This is a genomic window from Leptospira ainlahdjerensis (assembly GCF_016919175.1).
GTDB lineage: Bacteria > Spirochaetota > Leptospiria > Leptospirales > Leptospiraceae > Leptospira > Leptospira ainlahdjerensis.
On record NZ_JAFFPU010000073.1, the window covers coordinates 45754 to 63037 of the forward strand.

Sequence of the window (17284 nt, forward strand, 5' to 3'; positions counted from 1 at the left end):
GAGAAGTTGTCGTAACTACGACAATCGTTATTCTTTCATTCTGATGGGCTTATGTCTTCCGGACCAAAGTATTCTCGATCCAAAAACTTTTCCACGTCTTCCTTTTTCCAATTGGCATACGGAAGACCATAGAGCGTTTTCAGATATTTCTCCACTACAAAAGGATATCGAAAGTTCTTCGGAAATCTCTTCTTGAAATTCCCACTCCCAAGAAACATAAAATCAAAGATTGTCCTCCATCTTTCCCTCGTCCAAATCTCTTCTTCGCTTAACAATCGTGTTTCATAGTAAAACCGATCGAGATCGGAACTTTCTAAAGCGGAGACCGTTTCCCCAAGGTATTCTTCGTAACCCTTCGGCAAAAGTCTTATATAATGACCCGGAAACCCCTTTCCCGGCAATCTCGCCAAAAACGGATCTGTGATTCCCAGCAGATCGACCCAGTGGATTTCCGGGCCTCCATAAAAACCTGCTAAACCGACATTAGTGGTAATCTGTATTTCCCTGGCAATGGGAAGGGCGTTTTTTTCGAAATTGGATTCTTCTTTTTTTGGAATCTTCCCGGAGGTTCGTTTTAGAAATTCCTCCGAATCAGATTTTACCTCCGATAAACGGATTCGAATCGCATACTGCGCCCAGGGATGCGATTCGGGTGTAATGCCTCTCCACCAACTCTTTAACGAAACATTATCCTGGTATGAGGCTCTTTCATCGACCACACCTTTTTCGATCCTCACTTCCTGTCTTTGATAAAAATAACGAAACGGAGAACGTGGATCTATGAAAAAATAAACGACAAGTACGGTTCCAAAGGTATATACAATTTTTCTAATGAATTTCTGATTTTTTTCGAAACGTTTCGACAAAAAGAAACTCTGGCAAAAAATGGAAACGATCAGACACGAACCCAGAAATCTTCCGGCCATAAAATCGCCTCCGATCCAAAGGAGATACAAAAACACGGGGAGAATCGAGAGCGCCCCCGGCAAAAGAATACTCTTTTCGTCCTCGGAAAGATTCCATCCGAGATTCTTAAATCGTCTTAAGAACGTTTCGGAAAAAATCCAGAAGAGATGTGAAAGAAAAACAAAACCCGCAATCGGATCCCATTTCAAACTGACACTTATATAATTCCACCCCGCGATCATTCTTTCTGAAATAGAAGAGATCACATTCGTCTTCGCAAAATAGGTGTTAGGGAAAATCGATCCGTAGTAAACGAGCGAGAAAAAAAGAAAAATCACCCAAGGCAAAAGACCGTAAACCGCGGAAATCAAAAATCGAACTCTCTCACTTTTCGAAATTCTAAAAAAAAGAAAGATCAGAGGAATCGCGAAAAGAAGCGCCAGATCCAAACGTGTCAAAAGCAAAAGCGCCGTCAAAATTCCGATCCAAAACCCGCGTCTTCCGGAAATACGCCCTTCCGAATTTAGATACAAAGAATAAAATTGAATAAAAAATAAAAGAAGCAAAAGAAAAGAAAGAGGATTTTCCAATCCAGAAGCATTATAATCTACGAATATTTTAGAAGAAAAGAGAACGAGAAAAGAAACAGATACGATCCCGACAAAAATTCTAAACTTAGAAAAGAAAAAAAAGAAAGAGGATAAAAAAAGAACACCGCAAAGATATGAAAGTAAATACGCGGATATAGAAATTTCTCGGACGAAGAACTGCGTTGGTATTAATAGAAACAACCAAAGCGGGTGTGTGTAAACCTGAACCCTTTCCAACGGATTCCATCGAAGACCGAATCCGTTTAAAAAATTGTCCACAACTCGAAACGTGATGAAAGAATCGTCCGAAAGCCAAGCGCTTTGATAGAATAGGATCGTATAAAAGGGAATGAAAAGAAAAAAAAGTAAGGATCTCCCGGAAATTCTTTTTGCCAAAGCGCTCCCCGGGAAATTCATTTTTTAAGAATGTCGTTTACGGAGTTCTTCCACGATGTCTTGCAGGGAAATTCCTTGTTCGACCAATAAAACTTGCAGATGAAAAAGTAAGTCCGCAGCTTCGTGTGTGAGTTCTTTTTTGTCCGCATTCTTAGCCGCGATGATAACTTCGCCGGCTTCCTCTCCAACTTTTTTAAGAATCCGGTCCACTCCTCCGCGAAAAAGATCGGCCGTATAAGATTTATCAGGAAGTTCCTGTTTTCTTTTTTTAAGAATATTTTCCAACTGTAATAAAAATTCCATGAATCCAAGGCTTCCTTTGCGAAATCTGCCCCTAGTTTTTCGAGCCTCCGATTCTCCGACAACCGTATTTTTGCACCCTTCCGGAAAGAAAACGCTGGCTAAAGCATTTGCAAAACAGTCCGATGTTAGAGAATGAAGAATTTATTTATCCCAATCTGTATCCTTCTTTCCGTTGTTTTCCATTCTTCTCTTGGAGCCGAAATCCAATGGGAAAAATCGGTGAAGACCGCCTTTGAAAAAGCGAAAGCCACCGGCAAACCGATCTTCATCGACGTCTATGCGGATTGGTGCGCTTACTGCAAAACTCTCAAAAAGGAAATTTATCCTAAAAAAGAAGTTCAGAATGAACTTTCCAAATTCGTAACGCTTTCCCTCGACGGAGACACGTTTCCGAACCTCAAGAGAAAATACGGCATCGAAGGTTATCCTTCGATGCTCTTCCTCGATCAAAACGGAAGTCTGATCGATAAGATCACCGGAATGCCGGACGCAAAGATGATTCTCAAATATTTGAAGAACGCTTACGCGAAAAGAAATCTCGAAAAAGAATATCTTGAAAAACTAACCAAGGATCCGGACGGCACCAAAACAAACTTTCAAGCAGGGGTCTATTATTTCGAGGCAAGAGAATACGGAAAGGCGATTCGTTTTTTTAAAAAGGCAATCGAATCCACCGATTCCAAAAACATCGATAAAAACCACGACGCACTCTACAACCTCGGGATTTCTTATCTTGAAGTGGGGAGTTTCCAAGCATCCGTCGATACGTTCACCGCTTATATTACAAAATATCCGAACGGAGACCGCGCTTCCGCCTACTTCTTTAGGGGCAATGCTTTCGAGGAATTGAATCGCAAAGAAGAGGCCAAGTCGGATTACAAAAAAGCTCTGGAGCTCACGAGCGATCAGGAAGAAAAAAAGGACTTACAACTCAGAATTGATTCTCTAAATTAGAATATTCTAATTCTCTAAAAATCGAATTCCCCAATCCCGAACATTTCCGGCGCCCAGAGTAACAAACTTATCGCCGGGTTTCAAAAACCGACCGAGTTCGACAACTCCCTCTTCGATATCTTTAGATAGAATTTTGGTCGGACGTGACATCGCATCCGCGATGAGTCTCGTTTCCACACCTTCGATAGGATCCTCTCCAGCAGAATAAATCGGTAAAAGATAAACCGTTTCTCCTGTATCCAGACTTTCCGCAAATTCCATATATAAGTTCTGAGTCCTCGTATATCGATGCGGTTGAAACAAGATCACCGCTCTTCCTTCTTTTTTGAGACCTTCCATCGATTGGATAACGGCCTTGATTTCAGTCGGATGGTGTCCGTAGTCGTCGTAAACTTCGATCCCGTTTTTGCTCCCCAGATATTCCAATCTTCTGCTGACTCCCGAGTATTCAGGGATTTCTTTGACGAGTTCATTCAAGTCCGCCCCCGCCTCGAAACAGGCGAGAATCGCCGCGAGCCCATTCTTGAGATAGTGTTCTCCCGGAAACTTTAGAGAAAAAGAATATTCTTTTTCTTGAAAATAGAAAGTCAAGACGCCGCTTTCGATCCGGTAGAGAGCGATTTTAGAATCCTTGATTCTTTCATCTTGAAAAATCTCTTTTGTATCGATGGTTTCTATCCTTGCAAAACCCAAAATTTTAGAATGATCTCCAAAAAGCAAAAGTGCGTCTCTGATCCCGATATCGTCCAGGTTTACGATCAACCTTCGCGACGCCCGTTCCATATAAAGCGCGAAAGCTTTGAGAAGATTCTCTCTTGTCTGATAATAATCCAAATGATCCTCATCGACGTTCGTCAGAATCCGCACTTCCGCTTTATGATTGTTGAAGGTTCCGTCGGATTCGTCGGACTCGAAAACAGCCCATTCTCCCTTTCCCCAAGAACCGCCCCTTCCGTTTAAAAACGCTACTTCTCCGCCTACCATCACGGACGGCGAGAATCCACAACGTTCCAGAAGAAACGCAGTCATCGCAGTGGTTGTGGTTTTTCCATGAGAGCCTGCAACTGAGATTTGTTTTTTTTCGGACATCACTTGGTGAAGAAGTTCGGAGCGATGAACCATCGCGACTCCCTTCTCACGGAATTTTTTGACTAAGGGATGAGAATCTAATCGAATCGCGGAGGAATAGATCGCAAGATCGTAATTCTCCACTTCGAGCGTGTCCGACTTGTTGAGAACGGTCGCTCCGTTTTGGATCAGCTTTTCCACAACCGCGGAGTGTTTGCCGTCGTAACCTCCGACCTTCATTCCTTTTTCCAAAAGGAGAAAGGCGAGCGATGACATTCCCGATCCTCCGATTCCAAGAAAGAACGGTCTTTGAAAGGATTTCCATTCGATCTGCATCTTAGTCCAGAGAGAAAAAATATTTCGCCGTGTCTCTTGCCGCGTCCACATGAGAGCACTGAAGAGATTTGATAGACATGTCGTTTAACAAAGATACGTCGTTTGCCAATTTGTCCAAAATTCTAAAAAGATGGGATTCGTCTTCGTCTTTCTGATCTAATACTAACGCTGCTCCGTTCATTTCAAAATATCTCGCGTTCGCCATCTGATGATCGTCTTTTGCATACGGATACGGGATGAGAATCATGGGAAGAGAAAACGCCGCGCACTCGGATAAAACTCCGGATCCGGATCGAGCGATCACGAAGTTCGCCCATTCGTATTGTTCCTTCATATTATCAGTATAAGAAATGAGTTCCGCGTCCTTCTTCGTTTTTTGAGAAACCTCTTCGTATAAGGCCGAGCCAGTTAATAAGCGAAATCGAAATTGAGTGTTGATTTCGTCGTGATCCATCAGACGAACCACGATATTATTGATCTGCCTGGCCCCTTGACTTCCGCCCATCACGAGCACGTTGAATTGTTTTTTCTTTTTAGGGTCGTATTTTTCGGAAAACTTCAAGGACATCCTCGGAAGTGTCTTCTTTCTCAAAGGATTTCCGATAATCGACCAATCGCAAGGTACTGAATGATCAATCGGAGGAAAACTAAACGCGGCCTTATTGGCGAATCGAAAAAACAATCTGTTCACGTTTCCGGGAATACAATTCTGTTCGCAGAGATAGACTTTTTTTCTAAAAAGAACTCCGTATAAAATCGAAGAAACCGTCGAATAACCGCCCATACCGACGACGACATCCACGTTGAGCTTACGGAAAAGCAAAAAGGTTTTTAGAATCTGATACGTATAACGAAAGGGAAAAAGAAGAACGTTGCTGGAAAGAGGAGGAAGATCGTGCCAGAGAACGTTACACGGTGCTTGTTCTAAATCCGGATTGTTTCGATTTCGCTCGAGAGAATAGAGATATAAACTCTCATAACCGATCTGCTCTTTTAAGTCCGTAAGAACTTCTGCAAGAGCCACTCCCGGTGATATATGCCCTCCGGTCCCGCCGGCAGCGATTACAATCGATCTCATAGACCTATGTTTTCCTTTCTCGTTATATTGACAAGAATTCCAAGAGAAATCAAAACGATGAGAATAGAAGATCCCCCGTAACTAACAAACGGTAAGCTAATACCGGTGATCGGAAAAATTCCGGTAACAACGAACATATTGATGATAAATTGTGTTCCCAAGATAATCAAAATCCCCGCTCCTAAATAAAAACCGAACGGATCCTTTACCTTCTGCACCAGATAAAACGCGCGAAACAAAAGTAAAAGGATTAGAAAAATAAAAATCAAAAAACCCACAAAACCGAAATCTTCGACGAACGTTGCTAATACGAAGTCGGTATGGCTGTAGGTGAGATAACGATGCGCGTAACCCGAAGCGAGTTTGTTTCCAAACCAACCCCCGTCCAAAAACGCACGAAACGAGGTCACGAGCTGATGCCCCTCGTCGAATCGATACCGATACGGATCCAGCCAAACTTCCACCCTCTTCTTCCGATAACCGACCCGATCGATCAATATATAAATCAGAGGAAGGGATACAATACCTACGACGAGCAAATTTCGAAAAGGAAATCCGAATAAAAAAATAAAACCCAAAATTACAAAAAGAATTTCTAATGTCGTTCCAAAAGCTGGTTCGACAAGAATCAAAACGATTACTGTGAGCAGTAAAACCGAAGGAACCAAGAGTTTTTTGTAATCGGGGGCGGATTCTAATTTTAATTTTTTAAAAAGCGACGCGAGATAGATCAAAACCGCCACTTTCGCGACTTCCGAGGGTTGGAGTTGATACGGCCCCAGCGCGATCCATCTGTGAAAGTTTCTTCCGTAATACGTGGAAACCGATTTTCCCACCCCAGGAATGAATACGAGAATCAAAAGTCCGATCGCGACTAACATTCCTAAGGCGGCGAGTCTTTCGAGTTTTTGATAGGGAAAGAGCGCGAAAAAAAAGAAAAACACAAGACTTACACAAATCCAGATCGCTTGTTTTTTGAGGAAGTATTCCGAATCCTTAAATTCTCTCCAAGCGGTTATGCTCGAAGAAGAATACATAACGCATAGACCCAAAAAAAGAAGAATAAAGATCGTTACGATGAGAAGAACGTCCAAAGAAGTTTTTCCCGGAACCCAGAGTTCCCTCCACTTCCTTCCGATAAAATCAATCATTGAATTTTGAGAGTCGATAAGGAGATGATCGCGAGGATGACCGCGATGATCCAAAATCGAATTACGATCTTGGTTTCTTTCAATCCTCCCAATTCAAAGTGATGATGCAGAGGAGCCATCTTAAAGATTCTTTTTCCGGTCAACTTAAAGGATCCCACTTGAAGAATCACGGAAAGCGCTTCGCTGACAAAGATCGCTCCCAGAATCAAAAGAAGAATTTCCTTCTTCAAAAGGATCACGACCATACCCAGGGTCGCTCCTAAAAAGAGAGAACCCGTGTCCCCCATAAAAATCTGAGCCGGATGCGCGTTGAACCAGAGAAATCCGAGAAGAGCTCCCGCGAGCGCGGATAAGAATACCGAATATTCGTGAGCGCCCGGAAGATACGGAATGTTGAGATAATTTGCGACGATCGGGGTTCCCGAAAAATAAGCGATGATTCCTAACGTAACAACGGCAATCGCAACGGTTCCGGTCGCAAGTCCGTCGAGTCCGTCCGTCAAATTCACGGCGTGAGAAGAACCGATGATCACGATGATCGAAAACGGAATCGCAAGAAGTCCTAATGCAAGAACAGGCCCCTTTACAAAAGGAAAAAACAAATCCGTCAGTTGGAACGGAATCTTACCGGAATGTCCCGGAGGAGTAAGGCCCGTATAATAAAAAAATAATATACCAAACCCGAGAGAAATCAGAATCGAAAGAAGAAACTTCGTTCTCGCGCGCATTCCACCTTTGATCTTTTTTACCGATTTCATATAATCGTCAGCAAAACCGAGGGCGGAGAAAAACAGGGAAAAGACCGCAAGCAGTATGATGTTCGGATTCTTAAGATTCCCCCAAAGAAGAACGGAAAGAAGAAGAGAGCCGATGATCAAAAGACCTCCCATCGTAGGAGTTCCCTTTTTTGCCTCGTGGGATTTGGGACCGTCGTCCCGAACGGATTCTCTAAACTTGAGCCCGTATAAAAAGTCGATCACACGATGACCGAGCCAGAACGTGACCAACATCGAAGTCAATCCCGCCATCAAGGCGCGAAACGTAACGTAGCTAAAAATGCGAAGGGAGTCCAGATGGTTGAAGTAAAGATCGTAGAGATAGTAAAACATGTACCCGTCCTAGTTTCAAAAAAAAGGAGTGTTCTTTATTTGTATCGGAGAATTTTAAAAAAGACCGAAGGCTTTTTGAACCTGCTCCACGTCGCTGAAGTGACGTTTTTCTTTGCCGATGATTTGATATTCTTCGTGCCCCTTTCCGGCGACGAGAAGACAACCGCCTTCCGGCAAAACCGCCACACCTTCCGCGATCGCCTTGGCTCGGTCCACTTCCCTGAGGAGCGGAACAAAACCTTTGGAAAAGCCGGTCTGGATCTCGTCCAAGATGGATTCCGGTTCTTCCGTCCTCGGATTATCGGAGGTAAGAATGACCTGATCCGAAAGTTCTTCCGCGATCCGCGCCATCTTTGGACGTTTGGTCCGATCCCGATCTCCCCCACAACCGAAGAGAGTGATCAGTTGTTTCGGTTTAGAATCTCGGACACTTCGGATAATATTTTCCAGAGCGTCCGGGGTATGCGCGTAATCGACAACCGCCATTCTCGAACGGTCCTTGCTGTAGACGATTTGGAAACGTCCGGGGATCTGCGGAATTCTTTCCAAAGAAGAAGACATCTTTTGAGGGTCCAAGCCGAGCCTGATTCCGGTAATCCAAGCGAGAGCGGTGTTGCGAACGTTAAACGAACCCAGAAGATTGGTATGAATCCAATGAGAATGACGTCCCTCCTTCAAAGTATAGGAAGTGCCTTGGAGATTCAAGGACGGACCTTCGACTTTCCATTCTCCGAGAGGACCGTCTAACGCACTCACTTGCAAACTCGGAAGGCGTGATTGGATTTTTTCCAAAAGCTCTTTTCCACCCGGTGAAATATAATCGAGAACGGCAAACGAAGAAGGGAAAGAATCCAAAATTTCAAAAAGACGAAACTTGCTTTCAAAATAATCTTCCATATCCGGATGAAAGTCGAGATGATCCTGAGTGAGATTGGTAAAGACGCCCGCCTTCAGAGAAATTCCGTTCATCCTTCCGAGCTTGAGACCGTGAGAACTCGCTTCCATAAAAACGGTGTCCACTCCCTGCTCCTTCATCTCCTTGAGAATGAGATTGAGAGAGGAAGCGTCCGGCGTAGTGTAACCCGTATCGATCAGTCGATCTCCGAATTTCACTCCGATCGTTCCGATCAAACCGCAATTGCGTCCTTGCTCTTTTGCTAATGCAAAAAGAATATTCGTAAGAGAAGTTTTTCCGTTGGTTCCCGTCACAGCGACGATCTCCAACTCTTTCGAAGGGTGACCGAGAAGAAAGGAAGCGATTCTACCTTGGAGTTGTTCGGGATCGATTTCGGTTTCTAAAACGATCTTAGAATCCGGAAGAACGATCGAAGAACCGGTCCGAATCAAAATCAAGGAAGCCTTTGTGTTGGAAATAAATTCTTCTTTTTTAGAACCGAGGGAATCGGAGACGCAGAAGATATCTTCTAAGTTTGTCTTTCGAGAATCGGATTGGATATAACCGAGTTCGATTCCATCGGACGACTTGCCGTTTGGAACGGATCTGAGTTTGAGTTCTGGAAATTCATGGAGAAGCTGGGTTAACTTCATTCTCGTCTTCATTTTTTTCAGGAGGTAGGTTTAGAGTTATGATTCTATCTCCCACCGTGATGGGAAGGTAGTTGTATGTTTTTCTATAAAGAGTTTCGATTCTTCTTGCGGAAGTATAAGTGGCGACTCCGATTTTTAAGTCGTCGTTCTTTTTGATCTGTTTGATCTTTTCGCCGGTTGCGATGCTGATCTCTCGATTGAGTCTTGCAACCTGGACGTTTTGCCAGACATAGAGAAAAAAAAGACTTAAGAAAAGGATCACCTTTCCCAGATTGAAAAAAAGAATTCCGAGATCCTTCCAAACAGGATTTTCCAACAAGGCTCCGATCTTAGACATCCGATTCTTCCTCTTCCTCGAAATCTTCCTTTCTATATTTCTTATCGACCGATTTCGTTTTTTTGAGCACTCTCAATTTTGCGGAACGGGAAGCCGGATTCTCCCTCGTCTCGTCTTCGGAAGGAAGAATCGGTTTTTTTGTAAGAAGAGTAAAACCGTTTTCCTTCGCATAATCTCGGAGCGCGTTTTTTACGATTCGATCTTCGAGAGAATGAAACGAGATCACTTGAATCACTCCGTCTTTTCGTAAAAGATCGAGAAGTGACTTCAGACCGATTTCGATATGAGAGAGTTCTTGGTTGACTTCGATACGAAGCGCTTGAAAGATCCGAGTCGCCGGATGTCTTCCCGGTGGCCAAAACTTTCGAGGAATGATTTTGGAAATGAGTTCCGCCAGTTCTCCGGAAGTTGTGATCGGATTGTGTTTTCTTCGATCGATGATCACTTCGGCGATTTTTTTGGACCAACGTTCTTCGCCGTACGTATAAAAAATATTTAAGAGTTTGTCTTTTGGATACGTGTTGAGAACGTCTTCTGCGCTCAAGCCCCTATCCGGAGAAAGTCTCATGTCGAGGGGTTCGGATTCTCGAAAACTAAAACCTCTTCCGGAATGAAAAAGATGGAACGTGGAAATTCCAAGATCGAGAAGAATTCCCTGAGGGCCCTCTTCCACACCGTGCGCTTTCAAAAGTTCGGAGTTGATATCCGAAAAATTGGTTTCAATCGGGATGACTTTTTCTTTGAATTCGGAAAGTCGCGCGCTCGCGCGGGACAACATGACCGGATCCCGATCGCAGAGAATGACTTTAGAATTAGGAAATTCTTGTAAGAAGAGAAGGCTATGTCCGCCTTCTCCAGCGGTTCCATCTAAGAAAAGAATGGATTCTTCTTTTGAAAAATTCTCCTGAAAGATTCGGAGAATCTCTTTTCCTTGAACTGAATAATGAACCGGTTCCAATGTCTTTCCATCCTTTTTCGAAGATCCGGTCCTGCAAGGAGATTCTAAGGTAAGTCCGTCAACCCCCCCGCGTTGATTGTGTTGGAATATCCTTTCGATTGAAGCGTCTTCTGAGCTTCAAGACTGCGACGGCCCGAACGACAATACAAAACGATTTTTCGATCGGTCGATCCGAATTCTTCCAACCGAGAAGGAATCTGATCCAGAGGAATGTTCACCGCGTTTGTATAATGACCGCTTTCAAATTCCTGCGGAGTTCTTACGTCCACGACGAGGGCGTTCTGAGAAATCCATTCTTTCACAAGATTTTTGTCTGCCCGTTCTTGGGTCTTTCCGCAAAAAAAGAGAAGAGAAAATCCTAAGGTTAGAATCCAGAGAAGCAATTTCCGTTTTCCCAAAAGATCATTCCTATCTTGATTCTGATTCTTCATCATTTTCCTTCCATCCGTGTTCGACTTTTTGCCGAATCGATTCTTTTGATTTTTTAGAATCTAGTTTTCATCTCTCGCACAAAATGTCCCTCGAAAAATCGAAGAAAGGATCGGTTTCCGATCGCTTGTATTCTTTTTTGGAGAATTTTATCTCTCAGGGAATCCGAATTTTTTTCCTTCTCTCAATGGAAACGAAGAGGAAGTCACTTTTCCTTACGATCCGCCGTGCTAATTTTTTGACAGCCCGGATGACCGGAATAATTTAGGGTTCATGGAAGAATCCAATTCTACTCAATGGGACGAACCCAGGAAAAATCTTTTTTCCATTCATAAACTGGATTACGCACGGGGAAAAAGACCCGAGGTGGATTGTATCCTCTGCGGAATTTGTAGAAAAGATCCGGACGTTCCCAATCTTACGGTTTCCGAAACCGATCTCACCGTTGTTTCCGTAAATTTATATCCTTACAATCCCGGACATTTGATGGTCTTTCCCAAAAGACATATTCTCTCTTATGAAGAAATGACCTCGAAAGAAGCTCTGGAAATTCACGAAGGCGCCTCCAAGGCGATTCGGATTCTTAAAAAACTTTGGAACGTACAAGGATTCAATCTGGGTTACAATATCGGGAAAAACGCGGGCGGTTCGATTCCGCATATCCACCAGCATATCGTTCCGAGATTTCCGAACGAGGCCGGTTTTTTAGACGTATTAGCAAATTCAAGAATTGTAATCTACGAACCCTACGAGATGCAAAAGGAATGGATTCGGATCTGGAAAGAATTTTCGTAAGAATCGATTCTTTCCGTTAAACTACCGGTTTTTTCTGATAAATCGTATGACCTAAAAATTTATAACTCTCGGAAATACCGAATAACGTTTCCGAATGGCCGATCACTAAAAGTCCCCTGTCTTTGAGAACCTTCTCGAAGTTTTCGAATATTTTTTTCTGGGTCGGTTTGTCGAAGTAGATGATTACGTTTCTACAAAAAACACAGTCCATCTTATCCGGAATCGGATAAGGGGTTTCCAAAAGATTCACCTTTCTAAAATCGATCAGAGTTTTGAGCTCGGGTTTTGCCTGATATGAAATTTCGCCGCGCTCCGGATCCTTGATCTTGATAAAATATTTATTCTTCAATTTTTCGTCTACGGGAAGAAGACGGTCCTCTTTGTAGATCCCTTCCTTTGCGGTGTTGATTACGTTCGTATCGATGTCCGAAGCGTAGATCTTGATATCCCAACCGGGTTTGAACGCGAAGTAGTCCAGACAGGTCATCGCGATCGTATAGGGTTCTTCTCCCGTCGAACACGCGCTAGACCAAATTCTTAGAATTTTTTTTCCGTTTTTTAAGGCTTTTTCCTCAACCGAAGGGAAAAAAGTGGATTTCAAAAATTCGAAATGGTGATTCTCCCGATAAAAATCGGTTTTGTTGGTGGTAATTCTGTTGATGAGTTCGGTGAGTTCGCTGTTGAAAAACGAGTGGTCCGCACGAAGTTTACCGATATATTCGGATACCGATTTTAAACCGAAATGTCTGGCCCGTCCGTTGAGGCGGGACTGGACCATGATCTTTTTATGATCGGCTAAAAAAATCCCAGTCTCTTTATACATAAGAGATTTTACAAATTGAAACTCTTCGTCGGAAATCGTGTTCAGGCCGGACTGAATATCTGTCATAGTAAAGATGTTTTATAGAGGACCGAATACTCTGTCAAGAGATACAAGTTTAAGAATTTGTTTCAGACGGGAGGAAACGTTTAAGGTTTCCACGTTGATTCCCAAACTGCGAACGCGATTTGCAAAGCTCACTAACACTCCGAGCGATACGGAGGAAATGACCTGGATATTCGAAAAGTCAAGAACGATACAAGTCGGATTTTTTTCCAAAAAGGAATTGAGATAATTCCGAAGTTCCTCGTGTTCCATAGTAAGGTCGTTCAATTTTAAAGATATGTAAACTTTCTCATTGAAAACCATTGAGGAAATTAGACGATATAAAAAATAGAATTCAACCCTAATATTTTTTGCGAGATTTATGGAACCCTTTGAAAAAGAACAAAACGATTCGGACGGATTTTCCGCTCGATTTGAGACTTCGGATCCTGTTTTACTTTCGATCGTAAAATCATTTTTGGAAGCGAGCGGGATCCATTATTTCGTCACCGGAGAAGAATTGTTTTTTCTGGAAGGAGCAGCGGTTCCCGCAGCCGCACATTTTGCGATCGTTTACTTGATGGATCGGGACTATCCGATTCTGAAAGAGTTTTTGGAAAGAGAGAATCATTGAAAATAGGAATCGTCAAACATCTAAACGCAAGACCCCTAACCTGGGGGTTCGAAAAAGATAAAAAGAATCGGATCGTTCCCGAAAACCCCGCGATACTCAAAGACTATTTGTTGAATGATGAAATAGACTTAGGACTCATCTCTTCGATCGAATGTATTCGGAACGAGGACATTCTCAACGCGTATCAAACGACCGGCGTTTGTGCGAGGGAGAAAGTGCGATCCATTCTTTTTTTTAAAAATCTCAAAGAGGAATATCCTCCGAAGGTGATCCTTACCGACAGCGGCTCCAAAACCAGCATGGCGCTTGTCAGAGTGTTGGTCCACGAAGAAACCGGAACAATTCCGGACGTAAAGCCGACCGATTCTAAAATCATCCAGGAAATGATCGAAAACGGAATCGGTTCCCATATGCTTTTCGGTGACAACGCTTTATTAGCAAAATGGAATCCTTATTTCTACGAAGTTCGCGATCTCGCGGAGTGGTGGAACGAACTTACAGGACTCGGATTTATCTTTGCGCTCTGGGCCAGCAAAAAGCCGCTTTTAGTCGAAGAGTCATTGTTCATTCAATCTTTGGAATATGGAATTTCTCATATCGAGGAAATCATCACTCAAGAATCCCGTCTTCCGGAAAAGATCGTCAGAGAATATCTCACAAAAGAACTTCATTACATGGTTACAGAAGAAGACCGGAAAGGTTTTTTTCGATTCGGAGAAAAGTGCAGAGATCTGGATCTATTGTAAAATCAAAAAAGATCTTTTTGTTTTTAGGGGACAAAATTTGTTTTGGCCGAAATTCTAAAACCCGAAGTAAGAGAATTTAAGAAAAGATTCGGAATCGAAAAGGGAAATCATGGGAAAAAAGATCAAAAAGGAAGAATTCGAATTTTTTCATCCTTTGAGGGTGCGTTATGCGGAATGCGACCCTCAAGGAATCGTATTCAACGCCAATTATCTAACTTACTTCGACGTCGCGATCACGGAGTATTTCCGATCGTGCGGCCTTCCTTACGGAGAACTGGACTCTAAATACAAATCGGACTTTCACGTCGTCCACTGTGAAATCGATTACAAAGATCCGGCTCGTTTTGACGAAGAGATCCGAATTTATACGAAGGGAAGTTTTTCCGGCGTGAAAGTTTTTTGGGAACTTGCGATTTTTCGAGGAGAAGATCCTCTTTGTTCCGGAAAACTCGTCTACGCCTGTGTAGATTCCAGGTCGGGAAGCCTCAAGAAGATCGATCCGGAACTTGCAGTTTTTCTAAAGTGGATTCCCGTTCTGAATTCTTCGGAGTAATTTTGAATCGTACCAGATCGAGGTTCTTTACGAATCCGCAGGAACGTGATACGTTTTTTTCTTCTAAATGACTCCGGCGGTTTGAAAGTTCATTTTTCGAAAGTTTTTGGAGCCTTTTTTAGAATCTTTTCGTGAAGATTCTTTTGAATGAGGAAAATTCTTTGAAGAGGATTTGTTTCTTTCCGAGAATTGCTTCGGAACTCCTTCGAAAACCTCAAAATTCTCCCTAGAAAACGATCTGTCTGTTCTGGAATGGAAACGGGGAGTTCCTACGTTTCAGAAAATTCAGTGTTCGCTTTTAGGAGTTCCTACGTCCGGGGAAATTCTCATTCTTCTCTGAAATTCTTTCCACGTTGTGATCAGATCTTGTCCAGGATATTCCATTCTTCTTCCGAACGAGCTCCGAAATCCTCTCCGTTTTGTTTGCTCCAGCGATAAGCTTCGGCCTTGTAACGTTTTGCTTCGTTTCGATTCCCGATTCGATAGGAATTGATCGCAAGACCGGCGAGAAGATTTGGCAGAAAACGATTGCATTCTTCCGAGATCTTCGCATGACAATGTCTGAGAAGAATTTTTCCAGTCTCTACCGCCAAAGAAGGATCGGGTTCGATTTCCTTTAGATCCGGATCCGCGAACATATAAGCGCTGATAAAATAATCCCTTCTCTCCATCTTTCCGATGGATTGAAGAATACAACGTCTCAACGCGGGAAGGTTGGAAATTTTTAGATATTCCCGAAGATCTTCACGAAAGAGTTCGAAAAAATCTGGATAAGAATCCTCATACCAATTCTGAAGCGATGCGAAGTAACCGCTCACACGCGCCAAACAATACACGGGCTTCTTGGGAAAACCGGCCCCCAGATCAGAAAGAAAAAAGAGGGAACAAAAAAGAAAGAAAACGAAAAACGATTGTTTTGTAAACGATCCCATTCTTAAAAATTCCTCGATGAAAATTCAATACTCGAAAATCGTAAATTCGATTTTTGAAACGCAAAATCCTTACTTTCACGAGTTTGAGATAGAAAAAGAGAGATAAGAATCTCCTTTCGAGAAATTGGAAAGATTCTTCCTAAAACTTCTCGAATGTGAATCGAAAAATTTTCGGCTCCCTGTGCGGCGGCTCGAACTTTCCAGTTTGTTTTCAAGTTTTTTTTAGGGAGGGAGATTTGTCGGACCAAACGTTAGAGCCTTTACTGTTGAACTTTGGAAAAGTAGGAACTCACACTTTTCCAAAGTTTCAGACGAATTCAATAGATCACGGTGATTCTATAATCCCAGGAATTATTTCCGGTCTTCTCGATGGTATCGGCTAATGGAAGACGATAACTCAGCTTTCCAAGATTCACGTCTCCTCGATTGGACCTACAAATGGAAGCGATCGGAAAATTCACCTTAAAAAGAATTGAACTCGTCCGAAGCAAACGAAGCGTTTCCGAATAAATTTTCTTTTCCCCGTCTTTTTTAAGAGTTTCAGGAGCACGGCTTATGCTCGGAATTTCCCTCTTCACATAGATCGTGTTTCCTTTTTTTCGAACCTGAACTTTCCCAAGCATCGCGTCTTCGATCTGAGAAAGATCCTGAAATTCCACCTTAAAATAGACTTTTGCTTTTTCGCGAAAAAGACTCGGATCCGTTTCCGGAGTTACGATCTTTTGAAACGTATAATCCTTAAGAACAATATTCTTGGAAAAAAAACCTTTGTTGAGTCGATCCGAAATTTCCTCTTTTTGAGTCGGAAGAAATTTAATCAGAGATTCGTCGGAATTACGACGAGTCGGAACCACATAAGAAACCTCTAATGTCCCCGAAAAATCATGATTGATCGTGACCGTTTCCTCGTAGTCAAAACAGTTTGAAAAAAATAAGAGCATCAAAGAGAAGAATAAAAACTTGGACAATCGGCCGTAAAAAAGGCTCATCCATCAAATTTGAGACGGAAAAGGATTCCGTCAATGGAAAAGACATTTTGAGAAGAATGGAACCCGTTGGATTTTCAGTTCCTTCGGGTCCTTCCCGAAAAAAAAAGTGGGAACTCTCACAAGTTTCCGAGAATCTTCTCAAAAAAAAAGAATCTCTCCTTCTCGCAAAAAAACAACCCTAGATTCTTACAAAAAGTGCGGTCGAAGTTCCGTCCTCTTTTCCTTTCCCCAATACAAACCTTCCTGTCCCAAAGAAATGAGAATCCGAACGATCCAAAGACGGACTTTTTTGGGAAAAGGGGTCTTTTGACTCGGAGAATTTTTGCCGTTTCTAATCGAAGATCCTTTGGATCCAAGAAAATCGCTCGAGTCCGCACTTTCTCCCAAAAATAAAAGAGCGTAGAATGTTCAGTCGTTCTTACGGAGGCAAAGCGCCCCGGCTTTACACCAAACCACAACGAAAGGTTCTGAGAAAACGGAAACACGAAACGTCCCGCTCTGTGAGAGTTCCTACATGAGAATTTTTTCTTGCGTTGAAATATACGGTCGGATTGCGTGTTTCCGAAGACGAAGAGATCACCGGTTTGGACATCCTGGAACACGGGAA

General features: G+C 42.8%; 19 protein-coding genes. 5 read left to right on the plus strand and 14 right to left on the minus strand.

The window, feature by feature from the left end:
• Window positions 1–35 precede the first annotated feature (35 nt).
• Complete coding sequence (locus tag JWG45_RS17990; protein WP_205281005.1) at window positions 36–1913, minus strand: hypothetical protein; 1878 nt, start codon at window positions 1911–1913, stop codon at window positions 36–38.
• A gap of 3 nt (window positions 1914–1916) precedes the next feature.
• Window positions 1917–2195: a phosphoribosyl-ATP diphosphatase gene (gene hisE, locus JWG45_RS17995; protein WP_205281006.1), complete on the minus strand. Its 279-nt coding sequence runs from the start codon at window positions 2193–2195 to the stop codon at window positions 1917–1919.
• 132 nt (window positions 2196–2327) lie between these two features.
• Here hisE and JWG45_RS18000 point away from each other — a divergent pair, with 132 nt between their 5' ends.
• On the plus strand, window positions 2328–3149 hold the full coding sequence (locus tag JWG45_RS18000) for a tetratricopeptide repeat protein (protein ID WP_205281007.1): 822 nt from the start codon (window positions 2328–2330) through the stop codon (window positions 3147–3149).
• 6 nt (window positions 3150–3155) lie between these two features.
• Here the strand turns inward: JWG45_RS18000 and murC are convergent, their stop codons facing one another.
• From murC to JWG45_RS18040, 8 genes are read right to left on the minus strand one after another with little or no spacing between them, the layout of a single operon-like run.
• Window positions 3156–4553, minus strand: a complete 1398-nt coding sequence (murC, locus tag JWG45_RS18005) for a UDP-N-acetylmuramate--L-alanine ligase (protein ID WP_205281008.1) — start codon at window positions 4551–4553, stop codon at window positions 3156–3158.
• 1 nt (window position 4554) lies between these two features.
• Entirely contained in the window at window positions 4555–5631 is a 1077-nt protein-coding gene (locus tag JWG45_RS18010) for a UDP-N-acetylglucosamine--N-acetylmuramyl-(pentapeptide) pyrophosphoryl-undecaprenol N-acetylglucosamine transferase (protein WP_205281009.1), read from the minus strand.
• Window positions 5628–6782, minus strand: coding sequence for an FtsW/RodA/SpoVE family cell cycle protein (locus JWG45_RS18015; RefSeq protein WP_205281010.1), 1155 nt, complete (start codon window positions 6780–6782; stop codon window positions 5628–5630). Before JWG45_RS18015 ends, JWG45_RS18010 begins: the two co-directional genes overlap by 4 nt.
• Entirely contained in the window at window positions 6779–7891 is a 1113-nt protein-coding gene (gene mraY, locus JWG45_RS18020) for a phospho-N-acetylmuramoyl-pentapeptide-transferase (protein WP_205281011.1), read from the minus strand. The genes JWG45_RS18015 and mraY overlap by 4 nt, the downstream gene beginning before the upstream one ends.
• A 54-nt stretch (window positions 7892–7945) precedes the next feature.
• On the minus strand, window positions 7946–9439 hold the full coding sequence (locus JWG45_RS18025; protein WP_205281012.1) for a UDP-N-acetylmuramoyl-L-alanyl-D-glutamate--2,6-diaminopimelate ligase: 1494 nt from the start codon (window positions 9437–9439) through the stop codon (window positions 7946–7948).
• The gene (locus JWG45_RS18030; RefSeq protein WP_205281013.1) at window positions 9414–9776 is read right to left on the minus strand and encodes a hypothetical protein; all 363 of its coding nucleotides are present in this window, start codon (window positions 9774–9776) and stop codon (window positions 9414–9416) included. The genes JWG45_RS18025 and JWG45_RS18030 overlap by 26 nt, the downstream gene beginning before the upstream one ends.
• Entirely contained in the window at window positions 9769–10734 is a 966-nt protein-coding gene (gene rsmH / locus JWG45_RS18035; RefSeq protein WP_205281014.1) for a 16S rRNA (cytosine(1402)-N(4))-methyltransferase RsmH, read from the minus strand. Before rsmH ends, JWG45_RS18030 begins: the two co-directional genes overlap by 8 nt.
• A 44-nt stretch (window positions 10735–10778) precedes the next feature.
• Entirely contained in the window at window positions 10779–11168 is a 390-nt protein-coding gene (locus JWG45_RS18040; protein WP_232380762.1) for a rhodanese-like domain-containing protein, read from the minus strand.
• A 268-nt stretch (window positions 11169–11436) separates the two neighbouring features.
• Between JWG45_RS18040 and JWG45_RS18045 the strand changes: the two genes are divergently transcribed.
• Window positions 11437–11958 (plus strand): HIT family protein, encoded by a 522-nt coding sequence (locus JWG45_RS18045; protein WP_205281015.1) that lies wholly within the window; start codon window positions 11437–11439, stop codon window positions 11956–11958.
• Between the two features lie 16 nt (window positions 11959–11974).
• Here JWG45_RS18045 and JWG45_RS18050 read toward each other — a convergent pair whose 3' ends face one another.
• Both JWG45_RS18050 and JWG45_RS18055 read right to left on the minus strand, forming a co-directional pair.
• Window positions 11975–12847: a CheR family methyltransferase gene (locus tag JWG45_RS18050; RefSeq protein WP_205281016.1), complete on the minus strand. Its 873-nt coding sequence runs from the start codon at window positions 12845–12847 to the stop codon at window positions 11975–11977.
• Window positions 12848–12859: 12 nt separating this feature from the next.
• Window positions 12860–13096 (minus strand): STAS domain-containing protein, encoded by a 237-nt coding sequence (locus JWG45_RS18055; RefSeq protein ID WP_332476740.1) that lies wholly within the window; start codon window positions 13094–13096, stop codon window positions 12860–12862.
• A 109-nt stretch (window positions 13097–13205) separates the two neighbouring features.
• Here JWG45_RS18055 and JWG45_RS18060 point away from each other — a divergent pair, with 109 nt between their 5' ends.
• The 3 genes from JWG45_RS18060 to JWG45_RS18070 all read left to right on the plus strand — a co-directional run bounded on the left by JWG45_RS18060 (window position 13206) and on the right by JWG45_RS18070 (window position 14756).
• Window positions 13206–13457, plus strand: a complete 252-nt coding sequence (locus JWG45_RS18060; protein WP_205281018.1) for a putative signal transducing protein — start codon at window positions 13206–13208, stop codon at window positions 13455–13457.
• On the plus strand, window positions 13454–14203 hold the full coding sequence (locus JWG45_RS18065; RefSeq protein ID WP_205281019.1) for a menaquinone biosynthetic enzyme MqnA/MqnD family protein: 750 nt from the start codon (window positions 13454–13456) through the stop codon (window positions 14201–14203). The genes JWG45_RS18060 and JWG45_RS18065 overlap by 4 nt, the downstream gene beginning before the upstream one ends.
• Before the next feature lie 109 nt (window positions 14204–14312).
• Window positions 14313–14756 carry an acyl-CoA thioesterase gene (locus JWG45_RS18070; protein ID WP_205281020.1) on the plus strand — a complete coding sequence of 148 codons (444 nt, stop codon included), beginning with the start codon at window positions 14313–14315 and terminating at the stop codon, window positions 14754–14756.
• A gap of 359 nt (window positions 14757–15115) precedes the next feature.
• Here the strand turns inward: JWG45_RS18070 and JWG45_RS18075 are convergent, their stop codons facing one another.
• Together JWG45_RS18075 and JWG45_RS18080 are read right to left on the minus strand one after the other, a co-directional pair.
• Complete coding sequence (locus JWG45_RS18075) at window positions 15116–15688, minus strand: hypothetical protein (protein WP_205281021.1); 573 nt, start codon at window positions 15686–15688, stop codon at window positions 15116–15118.
• 317 nt (window positions 15689–16005) lie between these two features.
• Complete coding sequence (locus JWG45_RS18080; protein ID WP_205281022.1) at window positions 16006–16677, minus strand: LIC11874 family lipoprotein; 672 nt, start codon at window positions 16675–16677, stop codon at window positions 16006–16008.
• Between the last annotated feature and the right edge of the window lie 607 nt (window positions 16678–17284).